The sequence below is a fragment of the Xanthocytophaga agilis genome (assembly GCF_030068605.1).
Taxonomy (GTDB): domain Bacteria; phylum Bacteroidota; class Bacteroidia; order Cytophagales; family 172606-1; genus Xanthocytophaga; species Xanthocytophaga agilis.
This window is the reverse complement of the sequence record NZ_JASJOU010000010.1, coordinates 103,578-122,885: the sequence shown is the minus strand read 5'-3', so window position 1 is coordinate 122,885 and position 19,308 is coordinate 103,578. Positions and strand designations below refer to the sequence as shown.

The following is a 19,308-nucleotide window of genomic DNA, read 5'->3' as shown; positions in this document are numbered from 1 at the left end:
TGTACTAATTATTAAATATTATACCAACTACAGAATTATGATGGTGCCCTGGCTTCATACCCCCTATCTGGACATCCGGCATGTATCGAAAATACTTTATGGAAGTTCGAGCAGACTTTATGTGTATCGTTTAAGACAGAAAATGAACGGTATCATACCATTTGAATCATGGGAACTCGATCAGTTAGAGACTATTAAAGTAGAACTGCTGCAACATATTCATGAAGGAAGTCCTTCCAGTGTTATCTGAAACTTAACTAACCAAACATCCTTTCATCCAGACCTCTCTGAACCTAGTGCCTAGAAAAAGAGAGGTCTTTTTTATTTTTCACAAAACATATAACTTTCCCAGTACAAAATATTTACTTTTATATAATACTATTGTAAGCCTCTAAGTAATACTTCAACATACTACTATAAGTCCCGACTTGTAGACTTATACTCCGATAGAAACTTGTTACTTTTTAACCCCTTACAGTATGATAACATCCAATTACTCACGAAAACGCATTTTTCCTGTTATGGGCATTCTGGCAGTAGTGGCTAGTCTGCTCTCTTTTTCCTCCGTAAAGCCAGCATCTTCTCCAGCAGATGAAAAACCTGACGAAAGCCGGTTTACGCCTGTAGTAGTAACAGAAGACCTCGACGAACCTATGGTGTTTGAAGTACTGAAGGATGGTACTGCCTTTATCATTGAACGCAAAGGAGGATTCAAGAAATACGATCCGGTAACCAACACGACCAGTGTCATCGCTACCATTCCTGTTAACACCAAATATACCAGTGCGGAAGGTCAGGTGCGTGAAGCTGAAGAAGGATTAATGGGCTTGTCGCTGGACCCCAATTTTGAGCAAAATCACTGGCTATATCTGTACTATGCTCATCCAACTGAAAAGAAGCACGTACTCAGTCGCTGGGAGTTTAAAGATGATGCTATAAAATCCGAAAAAGTGATGCTGGAAGTACCCACCCAACGGGAAGTTTGCTGTCACACAGGAGGTGGCATGACATGGGACAAGGCTGGAAACTTATACCTGACAGTAGGAAACAATACAGGTAACGGGCAGTTTGGACAAACAGACGAACGACCTGGCAGAAGTAGCTGGGACGATCAGCGGGGTTCTTCCAATACCAATGACCTTCGTGGAAAGATCTTACGCATACATCCGGAACCAGATGGCAGTTACACTATCCCTACAGGAAACCTGTTTCCCAAAGGCACTCCCAAAACCCGTCCCGAAATCTATACTATGGGACATCGGAATCCGTGGAGAATCTTTGTAGACAGCAAAACTGGCTATATCTATTGGGGAGAAGTAGGTCCAGATGCTACAGATGATACCCCAGACGGTCCTCGTGGATATGACGAACTAAATCAGGCCAAGAAACCGGGTTTCTATGGATGGCCTTATTTTATTGCAGATAATGTGGGCTATCCGTTTTATGATTATGTAGCGAAAAAAGGTGGAGATAAGAAAGACCCCGCCAAACCACTAAACAACTCTGTGAACAACACAGGCCTTACGGAATTACCTCCTGCCCAACCGGCCTTTATTTATTATCCTTATGGCGTATCCGAAAAGTTTCCGCTGGTAGGTTCTGGTTCCCGTAGTGCAACGGGTGGTCCGATTTATCATCGTTCAGACTTTAAAAATGCAAAACGTCCCTGGCCAGCCTATTACGAAGGCAAATGGATAGCTACCGACTTCTCCCGTGGCTGGATTATGGCAATCACCATGGATGAGAATAGCAATTATAAATCCATGGAGAGAATATTGCCAAACTATCGTCCGGTAGAACCTATTGACATGAAGTTTGGTCCCAATGGAGACCTTTACGTACTGGAATATGGCAGTAACTGGTTCCGTAAAAGTGACAACTCTGCTCTGGTTCGTATTGAATACAATGGGGGTAATCGTAAGCCATTGGTACATGCCTCGTCCAGCAAAACAGGAGGAACAGTACCTTTTCAGGCAACCTTATCCTCACAAGGTACCAAAGACTTTGATGGGGATGCACTGAAATACCAGTGGAAAGTAACTACTGTCGGAGGGGCACCCAAACTATTCACCACTGCCAATCCCGCTGTCACTTTTGATAAAGCAGGGGTATACACAGCTACGCTTACCGTAACAGATGTTAAAGGAGCAAGCAATAGCCAGTCTATCAAGATTATTGCTGGCAATGAACCTCCGGCAGTAACGGTAGATCTGGCTGGTAATAAAACATTTTACTTTACAGATCAGCCTCTGGCATATGATGTAACTGTCAGTGATAAGGAAGATGGTAGTCTGGCTAATGGAAAAATTACACCCGCTCAGGTAGCAATGAGTATAGACTATCTGTCTGAAGGATTTGACTATGCCGAAATCATTCAGGGACAACGCAGTGTAGACGCTTCCACTCAGTTTGCGGTAGCCAAGGTGCTGATGTCCAAGAGTGACTGCAATGTGTGCCATCAGCTCAAAACCAAGTCGGTAGGACCAATGTTTACTGAGATTGCCACCAAATACCAGGGTGATGCCAATGCGCCAAATTATCTGATTAACAAAATTCGCAATGGTGGTTCCGGTGTATGGGGAGAAGTCAATATGCCTGCCCATCCAGCTATGTCTGTCAATGATGCCAGTACCATTGTAAACTATATTCTGAACAGCACTACCAAAACGCTGAGTACACTACCTGTAAAAGGAACGTATACTGTAAAGCTTCCGGAAGGCGACAAAGGCAAAGGGTCTGTACTGATTCGGGCTGCCTATACTGACCGGGGTGTAAAAACCATTCCTGCCCAAACGGCAGAGAATAGCATTGTATTACGCAGTGCGGATGTCAGTGCGTCCAGTGCAGAAGTGATCAAAGGAGCTGAGATAAAGGCGAGAGGCATGGGAAGTGGCAGCAATGTAATACCTTTTGCCAATAGCTATATAGGTTTCAAAAAACTGGATTTAAGTGGCATTCAGGAGTTGGAACTGGCAGCTGCTGCACAGAAAAGAGATGGTAGTGTAGGTGGTACTATTGAAGTAAGGCTGGATTCTCCAACAGGGGACCTCATTGGTGAGGTAAAAGTAGAAAGAGCACCTGAACAGGATATTGCCAAGCTAATGGCTCAACTGGAATCCCAGAAGGCTGACAGCACTAAAGCAAAACCGGATGGAGCAGCTCCTAAACCCGCTCCTGCTAATCCCAATCCTTTTTATCGCCCTCCTGTAAAGGCATCGATCAGGGCAGTGAATGGCATACATGATGTGTACTTTGTATTCAAGAATGAGACAGCCCGTCCGATTGAACCACTGATGACACTCACCAGTATAAAGTTTCTGAATGAGAAGAAATAGTATAGATGGTTGATTTCCACTATCAGTAGTTAGAGTGTCTAATTGCTGATAGTGGTTTATAATACTTTAGAGGTGGGTACATACAAACAACCACTTACATTTTTTGATTAATGGCAAACCGTAGGATTTCAAATTCCTGGTGTTGAGTAAGTAGTAGTTCTTCGGCTTCTTCCACAGAAACAAGTGAAAAGTATATTTTGTCATGAGTAGACATCTGAGCTAGTCCCGAAAGATCTGCACCAATGACCGTAGCTATGCGGGGATAACCACCTGTAGTCTGATGATCTGCCATCAGAATAATTAACTGACCACTGGGCAGCAATTGAATAGTTCCCTGGGTCACAGCAGAGGATACCAGTTCTGTAGTGTATTCACGCTCCAGTGCCATTCCTTCCAGACGATAGCCCATTCTGTCACTAAAGGACGAGATCATAAACTCTTGAGAATGAACAATCTCTTTTGCCTCCTTGGTAAGCATATCCCATTCTGGTCCTGGAATGATGCGTACAGTGTCATTTCCATATAACTGTTGGAGAGTGTTGAAGGAAATCTTCCAGTGGGAGGGGTAAGTGAGTAGGGAAGAGGTGAAAGAACGCATTGCTTTAAATGGTATTCTGTCTGACTTTTGCAGGTTTCGGCCTTTGTATCCACCAATAGATGCTTTTAGATTGGTGCTTACACTGTCATGCCATTTTTCCAGTTGAAATCCGCCCTGTACAGCCATATACAAACGCACACCCTGAGGTTTGGCAGTAGCCTTGATGCGGGTTCCTTTGCTAAGGTAGTAAGGTTTCCAGTTTTCCAGTGGTTTGTCGTTTGCTTTCAAGCCAAAGTCTGCTCCTCCAAATGCAACAAGTGCATCTTCTTCAAGCTCTATTTCTCCCATTGGAAAATGAAACTCTATCACTCCTTCACTGGCATCATTGCCTACCAGATAGTTGACCAGGGTGGACGCTATAGTATCCATTACTCCGTTAGGATTGATGCCAAAACGGCGATAACCCTTGCGTCCTCTATCCTGGATCGTCGTCAGCAAGCCTGTTTGAAGAATATGTATACTCACAAAAAATAGATAAGTAGATGCTGAATAATTTTGTTGCAGACAGAGATGTTAGTGTAGAAGCTATATTGTATACAACTTCATAGAAAAATCAAACTTCTTTGGCAGAGTTCCATGTATAAAATGTATCTTCATCAATTTCATAAAACTGAACCTGATCACCTGCCTTTAATAAAACAGGTTTATTGGTAGTAGAGTCAAATAGTTTGACAGGTGTTTTGCCAATAATCTGCCAGCCTCCCGGAGAATCCAGTGGATATACACCCGTTTGTTCACCAGCTATGCCTACACTCCCTGCTTCGACTTTTAATCGTGGCTGTGACTTGCGGGGTGTGGCAATGCGGGAATCCATACCACCCAGATAAGGAAAACCTGGTAAAAATCCCATCATATACACCCGATATACGTTAGCTGTGTGTATTGCAATTACCTCTTCGCGTGCAATACCTGTATGCTCATATACTTCTTTCCAGTCCCATCCGAATACTTCGCTATAACAAACCGGAATTTTAACCAACATGTCTTTACCTGAATGAAAGGCAGACGGATCTGTTGTCATATAGTCAAGCAGTATTTTCCGGACCGTATGAGAGGCAGGAGCATGTGGAAATGCCTTTCGTACCGCAAAAATATCATAAAAGACTGTCAGCGAACTATAGGCTGGTAATACTTCCGTAAATCCAGGAAATGGATTGGCTTGTATGGCTTCTGCTAAAGCAAGTACTTGTGTATTGAGAGTCTGGTCAATAGCATTGCCAAACCCCAATACAATAGCAGACTCGCTAAGAGGGGAGATTTGAAAGTTTGTTGGTATCATACAAGAGAAATACCTGTAAACTACCTGTTATAATTTGTTACAAAACAGAGCTAATATCCTCTGCGTCGTTTTAGCACAAACAGTATTCCACGTAAGGTAATCCAAATATGATTAAAAATATTGGAAATCACACCAAAATGCTTTTGTAAAACCAGATATCGATCTTTTAGTGACTTACCATGGTTTTTGCGGGAAAATCCTCCTGTCAGATAACGTGATAATACAGCCTGTGTGTTGATAATTTCTTTAGAAGCCTTCAAACAACGGATTTCCCAATCAATATCAGAGCTGTAGGGATGTGACAAATCATACAGCGGAGCCAGGTCTCTTCGCATGATAAAAGATTGATGACATACTACCATACCATACCGAAACGATTTCCAGGTGAGCACTGACGGTAATGCATGGGGGGTTACTTCGCTGCGTAAGCCCAGATCATTATTGGCAGCATCATAAAATAACGCATCGCCATAGTAGATATCTGCATTTGCAGGGCTACTCTCTGCAATATAGGCAAGTGTATCCTTATCATAGATTTTATCTCCGGCATTCATAAACCATATATATTTTCCGCGAGCTGCTTTCAATCCTTTGTTCATAGCATCATATAATCCTTTATCCGGCTCAGAAATCCAGTAGGAGAGATGATGTTCGTACCGTCGTATGATGTTGAGTGTCTCATCCGTCGATCCGCCATCTATAATCAGATATTCATAGTTGGTAAATGTTTGATTAATAATGCTTTGTATAGTGGCTGTAAGTACAGCATCTGCATTATAGGTTACCGTAATAATGGATAGGAGAGGTTGTTCAGACAAGGTATATACAGATAAATAGTCACAAAATAGGTGGTAACAAAAATATACTTTTCCCTCCTTTTGTTTACCTATCCAAGCCTTTTATTATTAAACCATCGCAGGTGTACTAATAAGAGTGACAGAATAAGCGACAAACTACGATGCTGCGAAGAAAGAGTTTGTTGTTATCTGGGATAAAGTATTTTGGGGATTAATCCGATATTAGCTATGAAACGGATTTTATGTGTGGTGCTCCTTTCAGGTGCCCTTATCGTTGTCTTTTTTGCCTTTAACAAAGAGAATGCAACAGCTTCTGCTACCAAAGTTGCTGGTTCACTAAACCCTCCTTTATGGGAACAATCCATAAGTAAGGAACGTGCTGCCCGCGTAAAGCGTGGAGATACCATGGCCTTGCCTGGTAAAGAATTACTACGGTTATTGCCCAACTGCATTGCAAGCTATCAACCGTCTGGTAATTCCGGAAGTTCACTGATTAGTCTGATGGGAAGTAAATACCGGGTGGCAGAACAGACATATAAAAAAGATAAGAAAACACTGAAAGTGTCAATTACCGACTATAATGCTGCCTATACTCTGTATAATGTGGCTACAGCTACTTTTGCATCAGGTGTTGCTATTGATAATAATGAACAGATTGTCAAGCCTATTGCTTTACCTTCTAAAGAAGCAAAAGGATGGGAAACATTTGATAAGCAGTCTAACAAAGCTACTGTATTTGTAGGGATAGGAGATAGGTTTCTGATTACAATAGAGGCAACAGACCAGCCCAATCCTCAAGATCTGGAAAAGATTGTGGAAGGGCTTGACCTGGGGGTATTTTCCGGAAAATAAATACTAGAAAAGAGAGAGTTTGTTTCTCTTTTCTAGTATTTAGTCAGTTATAAAGCTAGTTTGGGGTGTTGCTGATGAAATGGAGTAGCATCCTGATAAAGTTTGGCGATTGCCAGCAATTTGGCTTCATCTAATAACTTTCCCATAAATGTAATACTAACAGGGAGTCCTTTGTCATTAAATCCATTGGGTACTACTACACAGGGATGTCCTGTCAGATTGGTCAGTGAAAGGTTTCCACCCATATAGGTAGGAGTGATATAGGCATCCAGCCCTTTGAGTTTCTCATTCATCTGTTCAATCAGCAATGTACGTATCCGGTTAGCCTGCAGATATTCAACTGCGGGGACAAAGCGTGCTGCGCGAAATACATTAGGCCATGCATTTTTGCCCTGACGGACCATCTGATCATCTTTGTTGGAGAGGGTTAGCTCATCAAAGGCAGCAGCGCCTTCTACAGAGATAATCATAGTAGCATCCTGATAGGGAAGTTCTGGCAATTGAACTGGAATTAACTCTGCTCCCAGTTCTTTTACTTTTTGTAAAGTAGCCTGGTCAAAAGACTGGTTGGGATAGGTACTTTCAAAAGCCGTTTTCAGATAACCAATTTTTAATCCCTTTAAGGAAGAAAGAGGCGTATAATTGAAAGAAGCATCTATGACACTATGATCCAGTCCATCAGGGCCATAGATAGCGTTAAATACTACCGCACAATCTTCTACGGTTCGACACATAGGGCCGATCTTATCCATCGACCAACTAAGAGCCATAGCTCCATAGCGGCTCACTCTACCAAAAGTAGGGCGCAAGCCTGTAATACCACATACTGTTGACGGAGAGACGATAGAACCCAATGTCTCTGTACCAATCGCGAATGGTATCAGACCAGCCGATACACTGGCGCCTGATCCTGCTGAAGATCCGCTGGATCCTTGTGCTACGTTCCAGGGATTGCGTGTTTTACCACCAAACCAGATGTCTCCCCAGGCCAGTTCACCCAACGTAAGTTTGGCTACCAGTACTGCACCTGCTTCCTCCAGTTTACGAATGACTGTAGCATCCATCTCAAGGACCTGGTACTGATAAGGCGCCGAACCCCAGGTTGTTCTATACCCTTTCTTTGCCAGCAGATCTTTTGCTCCATAAGGAATGCCATGTAGCAACCCTCTGTACTTACCTGCTTTAATTTCTGCATCTGCCTGTTTTGCCTGTTTGAGTGCCAGATCCTCTGTTAGCGTAATAACAGATTCCAGTTTAGGGCCATACCTCTTAAGTCGTTCCAGAAAAAACTGCGTAAGCTCCAGAGAGGTAATTTTACGGGTACGAATCAGTTCGGCCAGTTGTGTGACAGTATAGAAAGCCAGATCTTCGTGATTGGCTGGCAAAGAAACCGCACCTACCTGGCTTATTTTAAAAGGTTTTTTCAAAGTATTTACCTTAAATCCTTTTGGTAGAGGATTAAAGGTCAGAGCAGGTGCAATATCATTGGAAAGAGCTACTTTCCGAAAGTTCTCAAAACCTGATCGTTGGTCAGCAAGGTCATCCAGCATCGAATCCCGTTCGGCAGGAGTAAATTCCAGTCCAATAATCTCAGAAGCCTGCTGGACCATTGAAGAGGTAACAGGCTGGGAAGTTTGTCTGGTAAGGAAGGCTCCAGACACAAAGCTGACTGAGGCAATACCTGCCAATAGCAGCCATCGTGAGTAGATAGGTTTGGATTGCATGGTTAGGTTGGAACGTAATTTTAGAAACTAAATATAACGAGAGGCTGGATTTATTGAAAATGTGTATTCTTTTTTATTTAGAAGGATATATGTAAAGTTCAGGAGGGTCTCTCATGGAATAGAGAAAGAATCATCTGTTTCTGAGGAAGGAAAACTGATGATGCAGTGTCCACTGTATCTAAATTGAACGTGGTGTTAGTGTGGTGTTAATAAAGCCTTGTTTGTTTTCCGATTTCAATAGGTCAACTCGTTTAAGAGGTTGTCTAAATTGTTTTTAAAGTAACGAAAAGAGCAGATTTTAGAGCGAACCAGGTTAGTTACCTATAAACCAATCGAAATATAGCCAGCGGTTAGTCACTGAAACATAAGCGAAAGTACAGCCTAAAAGATCCTTTGCAATCATTAAAGATAAGTTAGACAACCTCTAAGAGACAACAAAAACATAAAGCAGAGTTTTTGACTCTGCTTTCAATACCTGATAAACAAATTGTATTAGTATCCCTTTGTATCACCGGCAAAAGATGTACTAACAGATTCATCGGTTTGTATACCCCAACGTTTCTTTGCTTCCTCTAGCATAGCAACTGTAGCCGTAGCTCCTATACGGGTTACGCCCAGTTCTTTGGCTTTTAGTAATTCATCCAATGTACGTATGCCACCAGCAGCTTTTACCTGTACCTGAGAAGATGCATGTTCACGCATCAGTTTCAGATCATGTTCGGTTGCTCCCTTATAATTATAACTACCATCTGCCTGTTTTACATAGCCATATCCGGTTGATGTTTTGATGAACTCAACTCCGATTTCACTACATATTTCACATAATTTAATCTTATAAGAATCATCAGGAAGAAAGTCATTCTCAAATATCACTTTCAGGATTGCATTATGGGTATGACAGGTATCATGAATCTGTTTGATTTCAGTTGATATATATGCCCAGTCATGGCTTAGTACCTTACCAATATTAACAACCATATCAATTTCAGTTGCTCCATCCAGACAGGCTTTTTCTGTCTCTGCCACCTTTATTTCTGTTGTACTGTTGCCATGAGGAAAGCCAATAACCGTGCAAACCAGCACATCTGATCCTGCAAGCCAGGCCGCTGCCTGCTTTACAGCATAAGGTTTAATGCAAACAGAAGCCGTATGATAGGCTTTGGCTAGTTCACATCCTTTTTTCAGATCCTCGTCTGTCATAGTCGGATGCAACAGTGAATGATCTATCATTTTAGCGAGTTCAGTGATTTTATCCATAACAAGTAAATTGGTTAATAATAATTATCTATGAATCAAAACTATTACTCAATGCATAGTGAGTAGTGTTACAGTATAAGGAACTATATATATAGAAATCGGTACGATTTGTACCATAACGTCGATAAATATGTAAAACAGGCGCTCCAGTCATAAGACCTAATTGATCAGTAGTATTTTTATCTGCCACAATTGCCCTTATATCCTGTTCAACGTTTATAATATCCAGATTGTAATGCACATGCAGTGTTTCAAACAAAGAATCTTTACCTAAATTATATTCCAGAAAACCAGAGAGGTCAATAGTAGGGATATAGGTATATTCGAGCATCACCGGATGGTTATCAGCAAATCGGAGCCTTTCCAAATAGATACAGCCTACTTCAATCTCCCGCTCTGATAAAGGATAAAAGAAATCTTCTGGCCAGGGTTGTATAGTAGGCTTATGCAATATCTCTGTATTTACAGGAGTATGTGAGGCTCCTACTACCTCTGAAAATCCTTTAAATGATAGCAGACCTAAACTCTTTCGTCGTGGGCTTACTACACTTCCCTTGCCTCTGTGTTTATAGATTAGTTTCTCTTTCACCAGTTCGTCCAAAGCCTGCCTGACCGTTGCACGTGTGATATGATGTGTAGCGCACAACTCGTTTTCTGAAGGTAAAAGGGCTCCTTCCTGAAAAGTACCAGTCAGAATCTGCTGTTTTAACAACTGGTGCAGTTGCTTGTAGTGAGGAATAGACATAGAACAACTTGTATAGACAAGCAAGGTAATACTTCTTACTTGTCTATACAAGTTGTTGTGTGTTTTTTATTTTTGTGCCAACCAAGTTAGTCCAATAAAATATTGTGCAATTTGATATGATGCAGATCTGAACCGTTTTCAGTTCAAATCTTTTTAATTGCCTGATCAAAAAAAATTATTGAGAAATAAAAAACCGACCGTAATACCGATCACTTTCGAGAAATATTCGAATAATGGTCAATTTTAGGTTTGACCTAAACTCTGTTCATTTTCACAGATGACCGGAGTTTAGGTAAAATCTGTCAACGACCAGAGTTCCGGGCATTATTGTCAATAACTGGTACTCTGGTCAAAATGAAGAAATATCGGAATACTGATTACGATTCAGGTGTCTTCCACAATTCAACAATCCGGTTTTGGACCATACTTTTATCTGTCTGTAACAGAAAAGCTTCAAAATTGCTGAACTGACTTTTAAAACGAACAATAAAAGCTCCCAGTTCTTTACCTGACAAGCCTGTTAGCTCCATTACCACATTTCCATTAAATTTCTCATTCATAATCTTTGTCTCTTCTTCCCGAATCTGTTCTCTTTTGATTTGCTCATCTAATTGACTTTCTGGAAAGTAGGCATTGATCATAGGTAGATACTGATCCCGATCTTCCAGGTATTCATAAGTTTTTGTTATCTGATGTTCTTCCAGCCACTGTACAAAACGTTGTATAGTAGTTCGGGTTTCGATACGTTGCTCTGTTACCTTCGAAGGTTCAACAAATGGCTTTACAGAAAAATAAGGGGATTGTATGGCCCAACTAAACATGTCATCTAACGTATCAAATCCTTTGACCCATTGCTCATAAGACAATCCAAGAAAACCTATTATCTTTTCCATATTTTGAGATACAGGTAAGTCCTTCTTGTAGTGCCCATCATCACGACGATACACATAGAGTAAACCTTCCTCTCCATATTTCAGGTTAAAGCGGCGGAACATTTTACCAAGTATATTACCCAGATCATTAAAACACATAAAGTTATATGTGCTTTCAAAGTATTGATGACCCACAGTAAAATAATCTACCTGGAAGTTCATAAAGTTAGTTGAAAACACATGCCCTACTGATTTAAACTCTTTCAACTGTAGCTCTACAATGATATTTGCTTTCACTTTTTCCCAGTTACCCTCAAAGGCATTGGATGAAACTATAATATCAAGGTCTCCAAAATCGGGTTTGGAAGCATAATATCGGGGAATCCGATACAACGATCCGAAAGTTTTATCCAGAAAAGGTTTTAGTGTAGTTTCTACTTTCTGATAGTCAGACTTAGGGAGCCGGCCAAGTTTAAAAAGATTACCACCCATATAATTGAGAAAAGCGATTATACAAAAACAGGACTGGAAATTATATCTTTCTCCAATCCTGTTCTATTCATTAAAAATACTTTGATTTACTTCCTTTCTTTTTACCTCCTCTGCTTTTTGAGTTGTCCCTTCCTTTATCTTTAGAAGTTTCTTTAAGAGGTTTTCCATCCGGAAAGTTTACCAGTGTCAGATCAATGCTTCGGCGTTCGAGATTGGTAGCCTTTACTCTTACAGTTACCTTATCTCCGAAAGTAATAATGCGTTTGGTTTTACGGCCTATGATACGATAATTTTCCGGATCATGCTCGTAATAATCATCTGTCAGATCACTGATACGCACCATTCCTTCACAACGGGTTTCAATCATCTCTACAAAAACGCCAAATTCAGTTACACCTGTCACTAACCCTTCATAGTCTTTCTGTTCAGCATTTTTCATAAACTCAACCTGTTTGTATTTGATTGAGGCCCGCTCTGCATCAGAAGCAACTTTCTCCCGTTCAGAAGAGTGCTTACACTGATCTTCATATACATTACGGTCAGGTGCCTTTCCAGCGTTTAGATACAGTTGCAATAACCGATGCGCCATCATATCCGGATATCGCCTGATTGGTGATGTAAAGTGTGTATAATGTGCAAAGGCCAGTCCGAAATGGCCCAGCGGTTCTGTACTATAGCGGGCCTTTGCCATAGTTCGTATCGCCAGGTTTTGCAGTGTAAATTGTTCTGGCTTACCTTCCAGATCTTCAATCAACTGATTCATAGAATCTGCAATCTTGCCTGACTCTGTCTGTATCTTATATCCAAACCGGCGTATGAAAGAAGCAAAAAGTTTTACTTTTTCATTATCCGGAGATTCGTGAATACGATACACCATTGTATTCTTTTCCTTACCTTTTTTGTACTTATATACCCATTCGGCAACTTTTTTATTGGCAAGTAGCATAAATTCTTCAATCAGCTTATGGGCATCTTTCCGAATTTTTGGATACACGGCTAAAGGAACTCCTTTTTCATCCAGTTTAAATTTCACCTCTATCGTTTCAAAACTCATAGCTCCGTTTTTGAAACGGTCTTCTTTCATCTGTTTGGCAATGTCATTCAGTAGTCTCAGATCCTCTGCAAAATCGCCACTTTCACCTTCCAGAATCCGTTGTACTTCTTCATACGTAAACCGACGATTGGAATGAATGATGGTTCGGCCAAACCATTCATTATAGATTTTTCCAGTCTCATCCATCTCAAACACAGATGAGAAAGTGAGCTTATCTTCGTTGGGACGTAGCGAGCATAAGTCGTTGGACAATCGTTCGGGAAGCATTGGAATCGTACGATCAACCAGATATACAGAGGTAGCTCTGGCAAAGGCTTCCCGTTCCAGAGAAGTCCCTGGAGTGACATAATGGGTTACGTCCGCAATATGAACGCCAATTTCCCAGTGTCCGTTTTCCAGCTTTCGGATAGACAAAGCATCATCAAAGTCCTTTGCGTCTTCAGGGTCTATGGTAAAGGTAACAATATCCCGGAAGTCGCGACGTTTCGCTACTTCGGATTCGATATCATTACGAATTGCTTTTGCTTCGGCTTCAACTTCTTCTGGAAAGCGGAATGGCAAGCCAAACTCCGCCATGATGGAATGCATCTCAGTTTCGTGTTCCCCAGCTTTACCCAACACCTCAGTTACCTTTCCTTGTGGACCTTGTTCTGCATCTCCCCAGTGGGTAATTTTGACCAGCACTTTTTCTCTGTCTTTTGCATTTCCAATCGAGTCCAGTGGTATGTATATATCGGCATACATCTTCCGATTATCAGGAATTACAAAAGCGTGTCGCTTGGTAATCTCAATGATTCCTACATATTCATCCTTTTTCCTTTGCAGAATCTCCGATACTTCCCCTTCAGGCTTGCTACCTGCACGATGCATGTATACTACTACATTTACTGTATCCCCATCCAGTGCTCCGTTCAGATTACTGCTGTGTACCCATATATCTTTCTCATCATTTCCTACTACAATAAAGGCGTAATGTGGACTTACCCAATCTACTACTCCTGTCTTGGTTTGCGTTTTCGTATTATAGCGGTAAGTGCCATTAGACAGCATGGATATTTCATCTGTCTCAATCAGAAAATCCAGCATGTCCCGCAGAGACTTTTCATACCGCTCTCCTTTAAGTTGCAGTTTTTTAGCCAGCTGTTTAGCTGTGAATGCCTGGCTTCTGTTTTGTCTTAGTACAGACAGAATCTGCTCTTTAAGATTAATTGCTCTATCTTTTCCTGCAGATTTTTTAGTTTCTTTTTTCGTTCTCAAATCTTTTCAAGTTTAAAAAATGCAAAGAGAATGTATCTTCTCTATCATTTTGAATTAAGTTTATACCATTCTATAGGTTGCAATGGTTCTCTACGAACCTCTTTCTTCTCCGGACCATAATTTTTGGCTAAGTAGTCCAGTATTATGGGTTCATTTTCCCCCAGATCCCATAGATTTTGTTTTTGTTGCATCCAGCGGATACGTTCTTTCCATCCTTCACGTGTAGCACGATACTGAAGGATTAGTCTTGAAGAGTGACAGGCAGTACATTGTGCCCGGACCATATCAAATCCCGGAGCTATTTTTAATCCGGTTGTAGAATCAAGCTTAGGAATAGAATCCTGTACAGTGGTTAAACCATTCCTTTCTGCTTTCCCCCGAAATTCCATCGTTGTCATCATCAGAAGTGCTCCTGCAATTCCAATTAAAAATAGTGTCTGAGCCTTTATAGATTGCATAGTGTAATTGACTCAAGGATTATTCTACTTTTACAGCAATACGATGACAGGCATTGTTCAGGTACCCACCAGGATTCCATGCCGGAATAACCATAGGCTGTGCTACACCTTTTGAATCCGTTGCTTTTGCCCATACTTCATAGTATCCTTTCTTTGGAAAGGGAATAGTGACAGACCACTGCTGCCAGGCCAGTCGGTTATGAGGTTTTCTCAGATTACAGGTTATCCATGTAGCACCATAATCTATAGAGACCTGCATTGCAGCCACCTCCAGATCTCCTGCCCAGGCATGCCCACGCAACTCAAGTGGTTTGCCCTCCGGAACAATAGCTCCTGACTTAGGATAAGTAATGACTGACTTTACTGGCATAGATTCAATAATCTTCAGCTCGCTGTCAGGTACTTTACTTCCTGGCTCTATCGGATGAGCAGGCACACGATAGGAATGGCCTTCCATTTTTGGGCCATCATGCTCTTTATTGCGTATAGAGATCCGGGAAAGCCATTTTCCAGAAACAGATGCAGGCCAGCCACCAATTACCAATCGCAAAGGATAGCCATGAATCAGTGGGATATCTTGTCCGTTTAGAGCCCATGCAAGTAGCGTCTCTTCCTCCAATGCTTTCCTGATAGGAACTCCACGAGAGATAACAGGTTTGGAACTATCTCCACTTAGATGGACATCTTTTCCATAATAGCCAATATATATGGCATCATCTTTAATTCCTACACTTTCCAGCACATCCCGCAGACGCACACCCGTCCATTCGGCGCAACTAACGCCTCCTTCGTGCCATTGATTACCTGAAGTTATTGGATAGTATCCCGAACGTCCATTACCGCCACATTCCAATACTAACCGATACGTATAAGGTTTGAATTTCTTTTTTAGTTCGCTAAGCTTAAAAATTGTTTGCTTTTTGACAGACTCACCATCAATTGTCAAAGTCCAGTTTTTCAGATCTATACTTTCAGGTGTATTCCCATTATTACGTATAAACATCTTATCTACAGGAGTTATCTCATCATCCAGCAAGTGTGGCGGAGTTTCAACATTCCAGGGACGATCGTTCAGAATGATTAAATCCTTGTGTTTGCCAGCAGGTAAGCTTAACGGATTATCCGCCTGTAAGGCTAATGGTGTATGCCAGCGGGGCATATTTTCAGCAAAAACGATTTGGGTACCTAATGTAGCACTGAATGCTCCTACCAGGCTTTTTCGTAAGAATCCTCTGCGATCCCATAGCGGTTTATTATCAAATGGACCTGCCATAGTATTGTGTATTTATCTAAAAAGTCAGGTTAAAAACATGTTTTATTGCTTATAAATGTAGATAAAAAGAAAAAACAAGCCAAATCTTTCCAAGTCTTACCCATTTGATGCATCTATCTATTTCTTTTATTACCCAACTGTGGAGAAGTTGCTTCACTGTATCCAGCTTTTCTTCGTTTATACACTTTTTTGCGTATTGGTATGTTATTTTATCTTCTTTGGTTGTCGGAATGAAGACGAAAGTTCTGAAAATAACAAAGTTACAATTATCAAAACTTAATTTAACATACAAGTTATATGAAAAAGCTAATGTTAAGTGCCGCTATCCTGCTAGTATCGTATGGTGTATTTGCTCAGCAATCGCCTGCGTCAGGAAACAAAAGAGATACAGTATATCAAAATCCAAATGTACCTAGTACACCTACTCCAGGTACACCATTACCTACGCCAGTTCCAAGTACACCAGGCAGAACAACACCAAGTACCACAGTACCGGGTCAATCACAAGGCGTGCCTAATACGGGAGTACCTAGCCAAAGTCAGGGTATACCAGAACAGACTATGCCAAGCCAGACAGTACCTCAGAGCGTACCTAGTCAAACACCTGGTCAGCAACCGCAACAAACCGTCCCTTCTGGAAATGGCAACAAAATCCAGGGAGCAGATTCAAGTGGTAGAGTTCCTTCTCAGAATCAAACCAAACGAAGTACTACTACCACTCAAAAAAGTACAACAGTAAAGAAAAAATCAATGAACAATTCTTCCCGGAAGGATTCTCTTAGATAAGCAATAACATATCAAAAGAGCAGAGATTTATATCTCTGCTCTTTTGATCTATTCAGGTCAGATAAGCAAGATAGGCTCTTGATTATCCGCATTATTTTACTATAAATGTACCACTATGAAAACGATATTAATGATATTTGGTATGGGACTACTTTCGTTTGCTGGAATGGCTCAGCAAAATAGTAAGACCAATGAACAACAGAATAAACCCAAATCTACCAGTCAGTCTTCAAATAAGAATCAGAGCACAAACAACCAGGATGTCAATCGGAATGAGGATAGAGCAATTGGGAATAAGAATGATAAAGATCAGACTATAGATACCAGCAGAGGAACAGGTTCAACTACACCTCATGAAAAAACGCCAGGAGATAGAAAAGAGGAGGCAAAGCCAGATCCTACCAGTATAAACCCTAATACACCTAATTCGACCACTGCAGAGCCAAGCCGTCCTGATCCAAGTACAGAGTATAACCGCAGTTCGAATGGAGGAATTGGGCTAGATACTATGAGACGTGATCCTTCAAAAGCCAATATGCAGAATGCTTCAGCTCCTTCACAGAAGGGTGAGGCAGTAACAAAAGGTCGTAATACAGTACCTACCCAACAAACTGACAAGGAATCTGATCAAAAAGACCCTTACCGAAAAGGGAAACCTCAATATAAAAAACCAATAAAAGAAAAACCGCTGTAGAGCGGTTTTTCTTTTTTAAAGTTCTATAGTCTGTGTTGTCTGATCTGACTTAAACAAATAGGTTTTTTTTTGACTCTTATAAATTACATTCACAATATTTACCTGATCATCAAACGATTCAAATAACAGTGTATTATTTATTTTTAACCCATTTAGTTCTTCTGTAACAGGAATCTCGAAGTAAAGCCAGGTAACATCTACTGTAATTTCTTTGCCTACCCAGTTAATAGATTTCTTTGCATTTTTTGTATCTGCCAGCACAAAATGTCTTGACAAATACTGCTTGATAAATGGATCTATTGTCGCATTGTCCTCTACTTTCAGTGTACGTTTATTTTCCTTGGAAAGTGCGGTTTCCAGATCATCAGAGAATACACGCAAACTTACTTCCAGCGATTTTGTAGCAGGATTATAATGGATTTCTGCCAAACTGGAGTGAAATTCATGTTTTCTAAATGAAGAAAGAATGAAAATTGAAAAGACAAGAACAAAAGTTAGAAGAAAACGGCGCTTTCCCAAAGAGTTATTCATATAATAAAAAAGAATACACAATAGCCTATTATTTATTTACTACATTAAATATTTACGCAGTACATCATCCTGCATCACATTTTTGTAGGTGATGTTCAGATCCTGCATTCTTTGTAGCAATGCCGTCAGATCATCTTTATTGGTAAGTTCAATTCCTACCAATGCAGGACCATATTCACGATTCGTACTTTTCAGGTATTCAAACCGAACAATATCATCTGTTGGTCCTAACACCTGTTGCAGGAATCGAAGTAGTTGACCTGGCTTCTGAGGAAATTCCACAATAAAGTAATGTTTTAATCCCTCATAAATCATACTACGATCTATTACTTCCGCATAGCGGGCAATATCATTGTTGCCACCACTGATGATACATACAACTTTCTTGCCAGCAATATCTTCCTGAAGCTGTTCAAGGGCTGCTACCGAAACTGCTCCGGCAGGTTCTGTAATAAGTCCTTCATTCTGATATAATTCTATCATCACCGTACAGGTTTTTCCTTCTGGTGAAGCAATCACTTTATCTACATATCTACGAACAAATTCAAACGTCAGGTTGCCTGCTTTTTTTACAGCTACCCCATCCATAAAGTTATCTATCTTATCCAGTATTTTAGGATAGCCTGCTTTTAATGCTTCTACCATTTTAGGTGCTCCTTGTGGATCTACACCTACAATCTGAATAGAAGGTTGTTTTGACTTCATGTAATACGAAACACCAGCAGCCAGTCCACCACCTCCTACAGGACATATTACCATATCTACATCTGGCATATCCTCCAGAATTTCGTAAGCTACAGTGCCTTGTCCGGCAATAGTATTGAGGTTATCAAAGGCATGTACGTATGTCATCTCCCTCTCTGTACAATATAGACTGGCAGCATGTGCAGCCTCATCATAAGTATTTCCAACTAGTTCAATACGAACCCAGTCTTCTCCAAATTGACGTACACGTTCAATTTTCTGACGAGGCGTAACCTGGGGCATGAAAACAATGCCTTTGATTTTCATCTGGCTACAGGCAGATGCAAATCCCTGAGCGTGGTTACCAGCACTGGCACAAACTACGCCCTTTGCGCGCTGTTCTTCTGTAAGATTATAAATATTATAGTATGCCCCACGAATCTTATAGGATCTAACTGCCTGCAAGTCTTCTCGTTTGAAATAAATCTCAGCGCCATATTTCTTTGACAGGCGAGCATCATATTGTAGTGGTGTCCGTACCACTACATCTTTAAGTACACTGTAGGCTTTCTCAACGTCTATCGTCAGTGCATCTGTAGGAGGGGCAATCATAGGAATTT

At 40.9% G+C, this 19,308-nt stretch carries 17 protein-coding genes; 5 read left to right on the top strand and 12 right to left on the bottom strand.

Annotation, left to right across the window (positions count from 1 at the left end):
• Nucleotides 1–37: 37 nt before the first annotated feature.
• A complete protein-coding gene (locus QNI22_RS25260; protein WP_314001316.1) occupies nt 38–250 on the top strand; it encodes a hypothetical protein in 213 nt (70 codons plus the stop codon).
• A 229-nt stretch (nt 251–479) separates the two neighbouring features.
• Nucleotides 480–3,335: a PQQ-dependent sugar dehydrogenase gene (locus QNI22_RS25255; protein ID WP_314514872.1), complete on the top strand. Its 2,856-nt coding sequence runs from the start codon at nt 480–482 to the stop codon at nt 3,333–3,335.
• A gap of 94 nt (nt 3,336–3,429) precedes the next feature.
• Here QNI22_RS25255 and QNI22_RS25250 read toward each other — a convergent pair whose 3' ends face one another.
• The 3 genes from QNI22_RS25250 to QNI22_RS25240 all read right to left on the bottom strand — a co-directional run bounded on the left by QNI22_RS25250 (nt 3,430) and on the right by QNI22_RS25240 (nt 6,030).
• Nucleotides 3,430–4,398: a 5-oxoprolinase subunit C family protein gene (locus QNI22_RS25250; RefSeq protein ID WP_314514870.1), complete on the bottom strand. Its 969-nt coding sequence runs from the start codon at nt 4,396–4,398 to the stop codon at nt 3,430–3,432.
• Between the two features lie 88 nt (nt 4,399–4,486).
• On the bottom strand, nt 4,487–5,212 hold the full coding sequence (pxpB, locus tag QNI22_RS25245) for a 5-oxoprolinase subunit PxpB (protein ID WP_314514869.1): 726 nt from the start codon (nt 5,210–5,212) through the stop codon (nt 4,487–4,489).
• A gap of 50 nt (nt 5,213–5,262) precedes the next feature.
• Nucleotides 5,263–6,030: a glycosyltransferase family 2 protein gene (locus QNI22_RS25240; RefSeq protein WP_314514867.1), complete on the bottom strand. Its 768-nt coding sequence runs from the start codon at nt 6,028–6,030 to the stop codon at nt 5,263–5,265.
• Nucleotides 6,031–6,237: 207 nt separating this feature from the next.
• Here QNI22_RS25240 and QNI22_RS25235 point away from each other — a divergent pair, with 207 nt between their 5' ends.
• A complete protein-coding gene (locus tag QNI22_RS25235; protein WP_314514865.1) occupies nt 6,238–6,861 on the top strand; it encodes a hypothetical protein in 624 nt (207 codons plus the stop codon).
• A gap of 47 nt (nt 6,862–6,908) precedes the next feature.
• On the opposite strand, the gene QNI22_RS25230 is transcribed toward QNI22_RS25235, so the two are convergent.
• From QNI22_RS25230 to QNI22_RS25200, 7 genes are all read right to left on the bottom strand, one after another.
• Complete coding sequence (locus QNI22_RS25230) at nt 6,909–8,585, bottom strand: amidase (protein WP_314514863.1); 1,677 nt, start codon at nt 8,583–8,585, stop codon at nt 6,909–6,911.
• Between the two features lie 492 nt (nt 8,586–9,077).
• Nucleotides 9,078–9,842, bottom strand: coding sequence for a deoxyribose-phosphate aldolase (deoC, locus tag QNI22_RS25225; protein WP_314514862.1), 765 nt, complete (start codon nt 9,840–9,842; stop codon nt 9,078–9,080).
• A gap of 28 nt (nt 9,843–9,870) precedes the next feature.
• Complete coding sequence (locus QNI22_RS25220) at nt 9,871–10,587, bottom strand: GntR family transcriptional regulator (RefSeq protein ID WP_314514860.1); 717 nt, start codon at nt 10,585–10,587, stop codon at nt 9,871–9,873.
• Between the two features lie 377 nt (nt 10,588–10,964).
• Nucleotides 10,965–11,951, bottom strand: coding sequence for a hypothetical protein (locus tag QNI22_RS25215; RefSeq protein WP_314514859.1), 987 nt, complete (start codon nt 11,949–11,951; stop codon nt 10,965–10,967).
• A 70-nt stretch (nt 11,952–12,021) separates the two neighbouring features.
• A complete protein-coding gene (gene rnr, locus QNI22_RS25210) occupies nt 12,022–14,262 on the bottom strand; it encodes a ribonuclease R (RefSeq protein WP_314514857.1) in 2,241 nt (746 codons plus the stop codon).
• A 44-nt stretch (nt 14,263–14,306) separates the two neighbouring features.
• Complete coding sequence (locus QNI22_RS25205) at nt 14,307–14,720, bottom strand: hypothetical protein (protein WP_314514855.1); 414 nt, start codon at nt 14,718–14,720, stop codon at nt 14,307–14,309.
• Nucleotides 14,721–14,739: 19 nt separating this feature from the next.
• On the bottom strand, nt 14,740–15,993 hold the full coding sequence (locus QNI22_RS25200) for a sulfite oxidase (RefSeq protein ID WP_314514853.1): 1,254 nt from the start codon (nt 15,991–15,993) through the stop codon (nt 14,740–14,742).
• Between the two features lie 297 nt (nt 15,994–16,290).
• Here QNI22_RS25200 and QNI22_RS25195 point away from each other — a divergent pair, with 297 nt between their 5' ends.
• The gene (locus QNI22_RS25195; RefSeq protein WP_314514851.1) at nt 16,291–16,779 is read left to right on the top strand and encodes a hypothetical protein; all 489 of its coding nucleotides are present in this window, start codon (nt 16,291–16,293) and stop codon (nt 16,777–16,779) included.
• 115 nt (nt 16,780–16,894) lie between these two features.
• The gene (locus QNI22_RS25190) at nt 16,895–17,473 is read left to right on the top strand and encodes a hypothetical protein (protein WP_314514849.1); all 579 of its coding nucleotides are present in this window, start codon (nt 16,895–16,897) and stop codon (nt 17,471–17,473) included.
• Between the two features lie 15 nt (nt 17,474–17,488).
• On the opposite strand, the gene QNI22_RS25185 is transcribed toward QNI22_RS25190, so the two are convergent.
• A complete protein-coding gene (locus QNI22_RS25185) occupies nt 17,489–18,004 on the bottom strand; it encodes a DUF6702 family protein (protein ID WP_314514847.1) in 516 nt (171 codons plus the stop codon).
• A 39-nt stretch (nt 18,005–18,043) separates the two neighbouring features.
• On the bottom strand, nt 18,044–19,300 hold the full coding sequence (gene ilvA / locus QNI22_RS25180) for a threonine ammonia-lyase IlvA (protein WP_314514845.1): 1,257 nt from the start codon (nt 19,298–19,300) through the stop codon (nt 18,044–18,046).
• Nucleotides 19,301–19,308: the final 8 nt, after the last annotated feature.